Raw genomic sequence first — 11,036 nt, 5'->3', positions numbered from 1 at the left:
CTACCGGGCGGCCACCGAGGCACGGCGCATCCTCGCCGCGGCCGCGCCCTCCGCGCCCGGTCCTGCCCGCGCCGAGCCTGCCGCAACCCAGCCCGCCTGAGGAGCCCGCCATGACCCGATCGCCGGACCCCGCCCCGTCCCCGGACACCCTGCGGCTGCCGCCCCGGGGGCGCGGCCGGCTCAACACCCTGTGGGTCCTGCTCGGCGTCGTGGCGCTCGGGGGCATTCTTGTCGCCTGCGCGGTCTACACCGCGCCGGCCGTGGTCTCGGACTGGCAGGTCCGGGCCGCGGCGAAGCCCGCCGAGCAGGCCCGGATCAGCGACGGCAGGTGCAGCGCCAAGCTGTTCATCCACATCTGCGACGCGACCCTGGCGCTGCGCACGCCCGACGGGACGGTGACGCGCCGGGTGAACTACGTCTTCTCCGGGATCGAGGCCGGCGATTACCGCGTCGGGGTCATGGCGGATCCCGCCCGGCCGGACTTCGTCACCACCGATCTCGGCCTCGACCGGCTGTGGAACCGCACGATCACCCTCCTGGCCATCGCCGGCCTGACCGCGGCGGCGATCGTCGGGGCCCTGCTCTCCCTCGTCCGCACCCCGCGCGCCGCCGGCTGACGGCGCGCCGATGCCTGCGCCCGGAGCATGGCGCCGCGCCCGGGGCATCGCGTCCGCCCGCCGCCGCCTTGATTTCTCACGGGTTTGCCTGCCCATGCTGGGATCGCCGCGAGGGGCCGCGCCGGGCTTTTCGCACGCCGCCGCATGAGGTCTTCCCGCCTTGACCGTCTCCCTCGATCGCCTCGGCTACGCCCACAGCCTGCTCGAACGCCACTCGGCCGAGCGCACCGGCCCGACCCCGACGCTCGCCGACACGCCCGATGCGAGCCTTCTCCTGTTCTGCGGCGACGTGCCGGTGCTGCGGGTGACCGGCGAGGGGGCGACCTGCCTGCTCACTCGCGAGGACGCCGCCCGGGCCGGCGCGCCCGCGCCCGAGCTGTTTCTCGGCCGGGTCGGCGGCCGGCCGGCCTTCGCGGGCGCGCTGCCGGCCGATGCGGCGGCTGTCTACCGCGACGATCCGGCCTACCGGGTGCTCGATGCCCGCGCGGTCGCGGTCGAGGGGGCGGTGCCGGCCCCCGAGATGGGGGTGATGGCGACCGCCAAGTCGCTGCTCGGCTGGCACGCCCGCCACGGCTTCTGCGCCAATTGCGGGGCCGCCACCACGCCGTCCTGCGGCGGCTTCCGGCGGGACTGCGCCGCCTGCGGCACCGAGCATTTTCCCCGCACCGATCCCGTCGTGATCATGCTGGTGACGAACGGCGACCGCTGCCTCCTCGGCCGCCAGGCCCGGTTCGCGCCGGGCGTCTATTCGTGCCTCGCCGGCTTCCTCGAGCCGGGCGAGACCATCGAGGACGCGGTGCGGCGCGAGACCTTCGAGGAGGCGGGCGTGCGGGTCGGCGCGGTGCGCTACCACCTCTCGCAGCCCTGGCCGTTCCCGTCCTCGCTGATGATCGGCTGCGAGGGCGAGGCGTCGGGCGACGCCCTGGTGCTCGACCGCACCGAGCTGGAGGACGCCCGCTGGTTCACCCGCGACGAGGTGCGGCGGATGCTGGAGCGCACCCACCCGGACGGCCTGATGACCCCACCCCCGATGGCGATCGCCCATTCCCTGGTCCGCCTCTTCGCGGAGCGGTGAGGATGGCGCGGTTCCACGGCATCATCCCCTACCTCGTCACGCCGCTCGATGCCGAGGGGCGGATCGAGGCCGGGGTGATGGCCGCCCTCTGCGACGACCTGATCGCGGCGGGCGTCCACGGCCTGACGCCGCTCGGCTCGACCGGCGAGTTCGCCTATCTCGACGAGGCGCAGAAGCGGGAGGCCGTGGCGGCGGTGGTGGCGGCTGCCGCCGGCCGGGTGCCGGTCCTGCCCGGCGTCGCCTCGACGGCGATCCGCGGTGCGGTGGCCCAGGCGAAGGCCTGCCGGGCGGCCGGGGCCGACGGGATCGTGCTGATCCTCGACGCCTACTTCCCGCTGACGGAAGCGGAGGTCGAGCGCTACTTCCTGAGCGTGGCCGACGCCACCGACCTGCCGATCATCCTCTACACCAACCCGAACTTCCAGCGCGCCGACCTCTCGGTCGCCTCGATCGCGCGGCTCGCCCGTCACCCGAACATCGTCGGCATCAAGGACGCCTCGACCAATACCGGGCGGCTCCTCTCGATCCTCAACCGCGTCGGCGACGACCTCGACGTCTTCGCCGCCTCCTCGCACATCGCCGCGAGCGTGATGATGCTCGGCGGCAAGGGCTGGTTCGCCGGCCCGGCCTGCGTCATCCCGCGGGACTGCCTGGCGCTCTACCGGTTGTGCCGCGAGGGGAACTGGCCGGAGGCGGTCGCCCTGCAGAAGCGGGTCTGGGCCTTCAACGAGGTCTTTGCCCGCTACAACCTCGCGGCCTGCGTCAAGGCGGCGCTCCAGATGCAGGGCTACGCCGTCGGCGATCCCGTGCCGCCCCAGAGCCCGGCCTCGCCGGAGGCCCGCGCCGCCATCGCGGCGGCGCTCGCGGCGGTGAGCGCCGGCACACCGTCGCACCCCTGAGATCACCGGCCGTGTAGGACGGCCGCATCGCCACTTTCGAAGGATCGATCATGACCACCGATGCCGCCCGCGCGCGCTACGACGCCGCCCTCGCCATCGCCCGCGCCGCCGGCGAGACCGCGCTCGGGTTCTTCGACGCCCGCGACCGGCTGGTGATCGAGCAGAAATCGGGCGCCCAGGACCTCGTCTCGCAGGCCGACCGCGAGGTCGAGCTGCTGATCCGCGCCCGCATCGCCGAAGCCTTTCCCGAGGACGGCGTGATCGGCGAGGAGCACGATCCCGTCCCGAGCCGGTCGGGCTACGTCTGGGTCGTCGATCCGATCGACGGCACCAGCCCGTTCCTCAACGGCCAGCCGAACTGGTGCGTGTCGATCGGCATCCGGGGTCCCGAGGGCCTGGCGGCCGGCGTGATCGAGGCGCCGGTGCTGCGCGAGACCTACGCGGCGCTCGCCGGCGCGGGCGCGACCCTGAACGGCCGGCCCCTACGCGTCGATCCGGCCGCCACGCTCGCCTCCGCCAATATCGGCTTCGGCGCCACCCAGAAGACCCCCGCGGCGGAAGCCGCCGCCTTCGTGCGCGGCCTCTACGACGAGGGCGGCGTGCTCTTCCGCAACGGCTCGGGCGCCCTGATGCTCGCCTACGTCGCCGCGGGGCGCCTCGCCGGCTACTACGATCCCGGCCTCAACGCCTGGGACTGCTATGCCGGCCTGCTGCTGGTGCGCGAGGCGGGCGGGGTCGCGGAGTATCTCGGCTCCGACGACATGCTCACCGGCGGCCTGCTCTATTCGGGCAATCCGGCCGTGGTGGCGGACCTGCGCCGGCTCGGCGAGGCGTCGCGGCGGGGGTGAGCGACCGGACCGGCGCAGACCGGAGGGCTTACGCTCGCCGACGGACGATCCGCAGCGCAGGGCCGGCGAGGCGTCGGATCCCACTCTCGACCTCATCGTGAGGCGTCAGTCCACCAGAGCGCGTTTGATTGCGAGAGTGGATCCAAGACCCTCCATCGTCATCCCGGGGCCCGGCGTCGCCGGGAACCCGGGATCCATAACCGCTGGCGAAGCAGGAAGACATGGAACGCTGATCGCCTGATCCTGCGCCGTCAGAGTTCATGGATCCCGGGTTCCGCTTCGCGGCCCCAGGATGACGAGGTGAGGTGGCGAGTTCTGCGCCAGATCGACTCGAGAAGCCAATCAAACTGGCTCTGATACCCCAGGATGAGGTCGAAGGCGGGAAAGAACGTCTGGTGAAATTCAAGCATAGTATTGATTGGGACGATTTTTTGATATCCAATCTGACGTTCCTGGCGGTTCCGGTCTCGGCGTGATCGTTCCAAGGTTGCGCAGCGAGACCCGGTGTCCGGCCTTCCCCCGTCAGGCCAAAGCCGCTCCGAACGTGACCACCACCGCGAGCGCCGCCATCCAGACGAGTGCGCGGGGCCGGTAGGACAGCGTGACGACGAGGAGCAGGGCCGCTCCGATGAGCGATCCCAGCCAGTGGACCGGGCCGAAGGCCCCGCCGTCGAAGTGGAGCGCGGCGGCGAGCGAGAGGGCGACCAGCGTCCAGCCCGCGGCGCGAAGGCCGAGCACCCGCGGGCGCGTCGGCGGTGAGGGCCAGAGCGCCTGGTGATGCCGGCCCAGGCTCAGGCAGAGGGCGGCGAGCCCGAGGAAGCCGAGGCCCCCGGCGACGAGGAGTGTCATGCCCGCTCCATCCGCGGCGTGCCGACGGCGGCGGCGGCCTCCCGGCGCGCCCGGCCGGGCGCCCGGAAGCGGTCGACCTTGCGCGAGATCAGCGCGAAGCCGGCGGCGACGGCGAGGAGCACGGCGTCGAAGCCGAGGAACCAGGCGGGATCGTCCCAGAGCGCCCGGGCGAGGACGAGGTCGGCGAGCACGGCGGCGGCGAACAGCCCGGCGACCGCGGCGAGCGCACCGCGCCAGGCCTGGCGCGGCGCCAGCCAGGCATTCGCCGCCGCTCCCGCCGCCGCGACGAGGATCCAGACCCCGAAGAAGGCCTGGACCTCCCGCTCCGACCGGCCGGCGAGGTCGGCGGGCAGGAGCCGGTTGGCGATGAGATAGGCGGCGATGCCCCCCGGCAGACCCGCGATCGTGCCGATGTTGAGCGTGTGGACGAGGCGCCAGCCGAACCCGGTCGCGGTCCCGGCCTTGGGCAGCCGGGCCACGGTCCACAATACCAGCCCGCTCCCCACCATGGCGCAGCCCATCAGCCCGCACAGGAAGAACAGCACCCGCAGGGCCGGCCCGGCGAAATGGGCCTCGTGCAGGCCGACCATCGTGGTGAAGGTCTTGGCGGCCGGGCGCAGGCCGCCGGACAGAACCTCGACGATCGTCCCGCTGGTGCCCGCGAAGGCGACCTGCGGGTGCTCGTGCGAGAGGCCGTGCGGCTCCTCGAACACCGCGACGACCGTGGAATTCGCGTCGCGCGGGTTGGAGACGACGAGCCGCTCGAGGGGTTCGGGGATGGTCGCGAGCGCCCGGGCCACCATCGGCCCGACCGGGGCGAGGGTGCCGGGCTGCCCGGCGGCCGGGCGGGCCTTCGTGATCTGGCCGGTTTCGGCGAAGTAGGCGAACTGGTCGCCCTTGTACGCGGCGGTGACGCCCCAGGGCATGTACATGATCGCCAGGGTGACGACGCCCGTATAGGTGATCATCAGGTGGAACGGCAGCGCCAGCACGCCGCTGACGTTGTGGGCGTCGAGCCAGCCCCGCTGCGCCGCCTTGTCCCGCCGCAGGGTGAAGAAGTCGGAAAAGATCCGCCGGTGGGTGACGATGCCGCTCACCAGCGCCACCAGCATCACCATGGCGCAGATCCCGACGATCCAGCGGCCCCAGAGCGGGGGCAGGTGCAGCTCGAAGTGGAAGCGGTAGAGAAGGTCGCCGCCCTTCGTCGCCCGCATCGCGGCCGGCGCCCCGGTCCGCGGGTCGAGGAGGACGTGGTCCGGCGCCGTCCCGGGCCGCGTGCGCCAGAACAGCTCGACGAGCGGCCGCTCCGGCGTCGGCAGGCCGATGAACCAGCTCCGCGCCTCGCCCGCATGGGCCTCGAGATGGGCCACCGCCAGATCGGCGGCATGGGCGAGGGCCTCGGGACCGATCGCCGCCTGCCGGTGCAGCTCCGGCTGCATCCAGCGCGAGATCTCGGCCCGGTAATAGGTCGCGGTGCCGGTGACGAAGACGGCGAACAGCACCCAGCCGACGACGAGGCCGGACCAAGTGTGCAGCCAGGCCATGGACTGGCGGAAACCCTGCTTCATGAGCCGAATCCGAACGGGAACGAGCCGGTGGCGAGCCGGAGGGCGAGGGCGAGCGCGAGGGCGAGGCCGCCGAGGATCGCGGCGGCGCGCCCGAGCGAGCGGGCCGCGAAGGCGACGACGACGACCCCCACCATGACGGCGAAGCTCGCCAGCGTCGCCGCCGTCACGGCCTCGGCGCGCGGCAGGGGCAGCGTCAGCGACAGGAGGATGGTGGCGAGCGCCGCGATCCCGTAGCCGCCGCCGACCGCCAGGACGACGCGGCCGGCCACGGCGGCCCGCTTGGCGAGGGTGAGTGATCCGCTCATGGGGTCTCTTACCAACGGTAACGCAGGGTCGCATAGACCGTGCGCGGCAGGCCGTAGAAGCAGGAGGCGTAGGAGAAGCAGCCGGTCACCGTGCGCTGGTCGAGGAGATTCTGGGCGTTGACCTGGAGGTTGAAGCCCGAGAGCTTCGGATCGATGTATTTGAGGTCGTAGCTCGCCACCGCGTCGAGGAGCACGTTCTCGGGCACCCGGAAGGTGTTGGCCGGATCACCCCAGGAGCCGCCGAGATAGCGCAGCCCCCCGCCGAGGCTCAAGCCGGTGAGCGGGCCGGACCGGAACCGGTAATCGACGAACAGCGAGGCGGTGCGGTCCGGCACCTGGACCGGGCGCAGGCCCACGATCGGCACCTGCTGGCCGGTGACCTGGTTGAAGGTCGTGCTGGTGTCGCGGGTGTTGCGGATGTCGAGGAACGACACGCCGCCGACGAGGCTCAGGCCTTCCGCCAGGGTGGCGCGGGCCTCGAACTCGACGCCCTGCACGCCGACCTCGCCGGTCTGGAGGCTGAAGTTGAGGTTGTTCGGGTCCGGCGTCAGGGAGTTCGAGCGCTTGATGTCGAAGGCCGCGGCGGTGAGCAGGATTTCGGTGCCCGGCGGCTGGTACTTGATGCCGGCCTCGTATTGCCGGCTCGAGATCGGGTCCGGGATGCGCCCGGCGGTGCCGAAGGCCGGATCGAAGAGGCGCCCGTTGACGATCGGCTCGAACGCCTCGCTGTAGGAGACGTAGGGCGCGATACCGCTGTCGAAGAGGTAGAGCAGGCTCGCTCGGTAGGTCAGCGCGTCGGCCGGCACGTCCTGGGTGGCGACGGCGCCGGTGGCGAGCGTCCGGGTCGGCCCGGACTGGCGGGCGGTGTCGTAGCGGCCGCCCAGCGTCAGGACCAGGCGGTCGAGCTTGATCTGGTCCTGCAGGTAGACGCCGGTCTGCTGCGCGCTGATGCGGGCATCCGTGGTGTAGGCCGGCACGGCGAAGTTCTGGTCGTAGTTCGGCGCCAGCGCGTTCAGCGCCGCGGTGGCCGGGAACGGACCCGACAGGGTGCGGGTGCGGATGGTCTGGTGGTCGACGCCCAGGAGCGCGGTGTGGCCGAGGATCCCGGTGTCGAACTTCGCCTCGAAGTAGTTGTCGATGGTGTAGGCGTCGACGCCGACCTGGGTCGAGATCCGCGAGCGACCGATCAGCGGCCCGGTAGTCAGGGAGGTCGGCGGAAACAGCGGCGTGTTGGAGCTGAACGCGGTGTAGACGCTGCGGTAATCGCCCTCGGTGCGCAGGACCCGACCGGCGGAGTGGAAGCGGAACGCGTCGCTGAAGCGGTGGTCGAGGATGTAGGTGACCGAGCCCTGCGTCCGGTCCGACTGCTCGAAGCTGCGGTCGCCGTCGTAGAAGTTCACCGGCAGCCGGCCGACGATGCCGTTGCCGAAGTTGCGCGGAAACACCGTGCCGTAGGCCGGGAAGCTCCCGTAGAAGCCCGAGAACGGGTCGCGCTCGTAGACGCCGAGCAGGGTGAGCGAGGTGTCGGTGGAGGGGCGCCAGGTCAGGCTCGGGGCGATGAAGGCGCGCTCGACGGTCGTCGTCACCGCCGGGCCGTCGCCCTTCCAGCCGAGCCCCGTCACCCGGAACGCGAATTCCTCCGTGCCCGGCACCGTCGTCTCGGCGGCGATCGGCCCGCCGACGTCGAACCCGCCCCGGACCTCGCTGAAGCCGCCACCCTGGACGAAGACTTCGCCGTGGCGGACGAATTGCGGCATCTTCGACGTGAAGTTGACGATGCCGCCGGGGCCCGACTGGCCGTAGAGCACCGAGGCCGGGCCCTTGACCACGTCGATGCGCTCGATCCGGTACGGGTCGATCGACGGCGCCGCGTCGCGGCCGCCGGGCAGCCGCAGGCCGTCGAGGAAGAGGGGCGCCTGGAACCCGCGGATATAGAACTGCTCGAGCCGGGTGGCGCCGGCGCCGCCGCGCTGCTCGGTGGTGACGCTCGGGCTGTAGCGCAGGGCCTGGTTGATGGTGAGCGCGTTCTGGTCCTCGATCTGCTTACGGCCGATGACGGTGATCGACTGCGCGGTCTCGAGGATCGGGGTGTCGGTCTTGGTCGCCACCACGCTGCGCGAGGCGACGTAGCCCGGCACCGGCCCGCGGGCGCCGCCCGGCTGGGTGCCGGCCGCGGTGGCGGTCACGGGCCGCACCGCGCCCTCGACCGTGATGGCGTCGAGCGCCAACTCTGCCGCGTCCTGGGCCCGCGCTGCGCCGATCCCCGCCGACAGAACCACGCCCGACAGGAGCGACCGGGTCAATCGACGCCCCGCGAGACGAGGGGACGAGACGCGACGCGACGACGGAACGGGCATGACGGAATCCGGGAGGCGAACGGGAATACTGGCGACGGCCGAGAGCTCTGCATTGGAAGCGACGACGGCCGTGCCTGGAAACCAAATGGCAAAACTATCAGGATCGAACAAGAACTATGTTTTATAGCTATTACAATGAGAGTATTGATATATGACGGTCGATATCCTGACGGTTTCGCCGCGGAGACGGCGCTTCGATTTATGTTTCGTGATCGGATGTCGTCGAATGACAAGACGCGAGGTTCACGACCGGATGGACTGGTACCGGCGTCCCGCCGACGCAGGGTCGCGGAAGGTTTAGGCCGAAAGGCTTAGCTTGAGTCGGGCGCGCGCCCTCGCGAGGTCGCGATCAGGCTCGCTCAAGACACGCGCGTGATCCCCTTCTCCTGTCCGGGAGAGAGGGGCGGGGCGAGGAGAACGTTTTCGAGTCGATCGCGAGTGTCGGGCTGCCGACACGACGGTCCGCGCCTGTTATGAAAACGCAACATCATCATGGGCGATCGTCGATCGCAAAGCCCCACTCCCACACGGGAGGGGGGGAGATGTTGCGCTTTACTGGAGAGCACGCGACGAATGGACGCGATGCCCGCGTGCATCGCCCGGCACCGGGCTGTGGACGAGGGCCGGCGGTCCTATCGCCACAGATTGCTCTTGGCGAGGTCCAGGATCTCGTCGCCGCGGCCGTTCATCACCGCCCGCATCACGTAGAGGCTGAAGCCCTTCACCTGCTCGGCCTGGATCTTGGGCGGCATGGCGAGCTCCTGGCGGTTCGTCACCACGTCGAGGAGGGCCGGGCCGTCATGGGCCAGCATCTCGGCGATGGCGCCCTCCAGCTCGCCCGGATCCTCGACCCGGCGGCCGTGCAGGCCGGCGGCGCGGGCGATGGCCGAGAAATCGGGGTTCTGGAGCGCCACGCCGGTATCGAGGTAGCCGGCGGCCTTCATCTCCATCTCGACGAAGCCGAGGGTGCCGTTGTTGAACACCACGACCTTCACCGGCAGCTTCTCCTGCACCAGGGTGAGGAGATCGCCCATCAGCATGGTGAAGCCGCCATCCCCGGCGAGCGCGATCACCTGCCGGCCGGGCAGGGCGGCCTTGAGCCCGATCGCGTGCGCCATGGCGTTCGCCATCGAGCCGTGCGACCAGGAGCCGATCAGCCGTCGGCCTTCCGTCATCGTCAGGTAGCGCGCCGCCCAGATGGTGGGCGTGCCGACATCCGCCGTGAACACCGCGTCGGCGGCGGCGGCCTCGCTCACCAGCCGGGTCAGGTATTGCGGGTGGATCGGCGCGCGGCCGGGCGTGCCGGTGGCCATCTCGTCGAGGCCCTCGCGGGCCTTGGCGTAGTGCTTGAGGCACCTGTCGAGGTGGCGCGAATCCTCCCGCGGCGTCAGCCGGGTCAGCAGGCCGGCGATCGTCACCCCGACATCGCCGACGAGGCCGAGATCGAGCCGGCAGCGGCGGCCGAGATTCTCCGGCCGGATGTCGATCTGCGCGATCCTGGCCTTCTCGGGATAGAACTGGCGGTAGGGGAAGTCGGTGCCGAGCAGCAGCAGGGCGTCGCAGGATTCCATCGCGGCGTAGCCGGAGGAGAACCCGATCAGCCCGGTCATCCCGACGTCGTAGGGGTTGTCGTGCTCGACATGCTCCTTGCCGCCGAGCGCGTGGACCACCGGTGCCTTCAGGGTCTCGGCGAGGCGCAGCACCTGCTCCCGCGCCCCGGCGCAGCCGCGGCCGCAGAACAGGGTCACGTTCTTCGCGCCGTCGAGGAGGGCGGCGAGCGCATCGAGTTCGGAGGCCGGCGGCAGGACGATCGGGGTCTTCGGCGCCAGGGTCGCTGGCGCGGCGAGAGCCCGGGCGGGCGCCTCCTTGAGGGCGACGTCGCCCGGGATCACCACCACGGAGACGCCGCCCTTGGACACAGCCGTGCGGATCGCGATCTCGAGGACGTAGGGCAGTTGCGCCGGGTCCGAGACCATCTCGCAATAGTGGCTGCATTCCCGAAAGAGCGCCTCCGGGTGGGTGGCCTGGAAGTAGTTGGTGCCGATCTCGGCCGAGGGGATGTGGGCGGCGATCGCCAGCACCGGCGTGCGGGAACGGTGGGCGTCGTAGAGGCCGTTGATGAGGTGGAGGTGGCCCGGGCCACAGGAGCCGGCGCAGACCGCGAGCCCGCCGGTGCCCTGCGCCTCGCCGGAGGCCGCGAAGGCCGCGACCTCCTCGTGGCGGACATGCACCCAGCGGAGGCTGCCTCGTGCCCGGATCGACTCGGTGAGGCCGTTCAGGCTGTCGCCGACGACGCCGTAGACGCGCTCCACGCCGGCATGTTCGAGGGTCTCGACGACGAGGTCGGCAACGGTTCGGCTCGCCATGGTGGTCTCCTGAGCGCGAGGCCGCGCCGGGTCGGCCGCTTCGGCCCGCCCGCCGCGGCCTCGCGCTCAGGAGACCACCATGGCGAGCCGAACCGTTGCCGACCTCGTCGTCGAGACCCTCGAACATGCCGGCGTGGAGCGCGTCTACGGCG

General features: G+C 71.4%; 9 protein-coding genes. 4 read left to right on the top strand and 5 right to left on the bottom strand.

Annotated features, from left to right (window positions below; all coding sequences use genetic code 11):
- Window positions 1-110 precede the first annotated feature (110 nt).
- The 4 genes from QR78_RS26565 (at window position 111) to QR78_RS26550 (ending at window position 3,439) form a co-directional block, all read left to right on the top strand.
- Window positions 111-617, top strand: coding sequence for a hypothetical protein (locus QR78_RS26565; RefSeq protein ID WP_048430612.1), 507 nt, complete (start codon window positions 111-113; stop codon window positions 615-617).
- Window positions 618-777: 160 nt separating this feature from the next.
- Complete coding sequence (nudC, locus tag QR78_RS26560) at window positions 778-1,692, top strand: NAD(+) diphosphatase (RefSeq protein ID WP_048430611.1); 915 nt, start codon at window positions 778-780, stop codon at window positions 1,690-1,692.
- Window positions 1,693-1,694: 2 nt separating this feature from the next.
- Window positions 1,695-2,591: a dihydrodipicolinate synthase family protein gene (locus QR78_RS26555; RefSeq protein WP_048430610.1), complete on the top strand. Its 897-nt coding sequence runs from the start codon at window positions 1,695-1,697 to the stop codon at window positions 2,589-2,591.
- Window positions 2,592-2,641: 50 nt separating this feature from the next.
- Complete coding sequence (locus QR78_RS26550; RefSeq protein ID WP_048430609.1) at window positions 2,642-3,439, top strand: inositol monophosphatase family protein; 798 nt, start codon at window positions 2,642-2,644, stop codon at window positions 3,437-3,439.
- A 522-nt stretch (window positions 3,440-3,961) separates the two neighbouring features.
- Here QR78_RS26550 and QR78_RS26545 read toward each other — a convergent pair.
- The 5 genes from QR78_RS26545 to poxB form a co-directional block, all read right to left on the bottom strand.
- A complete protein-coding gene (locus QR78_RS26545; protein ID WP_048430608.1) occupies window positions 3,962-4,288 on the bottom strand; it encodes a DUF3325 domain-containing protein in 327 nt (108 codons plus the stop codon).
- Window positions 4,285-5,856 (bottom strand): PepSY-associated TM helix domain-containing protein, encoded by a 1,572-nt coding sequence (locus QR78_RS26540; protein WP_048430607.1) that lies wholly within the window; start codon window positions 5,854-5,856, stop codon window positions 4,285-4,287. The genes QR78_RS26545 and QR78_RS26540 overlap by 4 nt, the downstream gene beginning before the upstream one ends.
- On the bottom strand, window positions 5,853-6,161 hold the full coding sequence (locus QR78_RS26535; protein WP_048430606.1) for a hypothetical protein: 309 nt from the start codon (window positions 6,159-6,161) through the stop codon (window positions 5,853-5,855). Before QR78_RS26535 ends, QR78_RS26540 begins: the two co-directional genes overlap by 4 nt.
- Window positions 6,162-6,169: 8 nt before the next feature.
- Entirely contained in the window at window positions 6,170-8,518 is a 2,349-nt protein-coding gene (locus QR78_RS26530) for a TonB-dependent siderophore receptor (protein ID WP_048430605.1), read from the bottom strand.
- 632 nt (window positions 8,519-9,150) lie between these two features.
- Window positions 9,151-10,884, bottom strand: a complete 1,734-nt coding sequence (gene poxB / locus QR78_RS26525) for a ubiquinone-dependent pyruvate dehydrogenase (protein ID WP_048430604.1) — start codon at window positions 10,882-10,884, stop codon at window positions 9,151-9,153.
- Window positions 10,885-11,036: the final 152 nt, after the last annotated feature.

Source organism: Methylobacterium indicum, assembly GCF_001043895.1.
In the GTDB taxonomy this organism is placed as follows: domain Bacteria; phylum Pseudomonadota; class Alphaproteobacteria; order Rhizobiales; family Beijerinckiaceae; genus Methylobacterium; species Methylobacterium indicum.
Note: the sequence above shows the minus strand (reverse complement) of the source record. Positions and strands in the feature narration are given on the sequence as shown.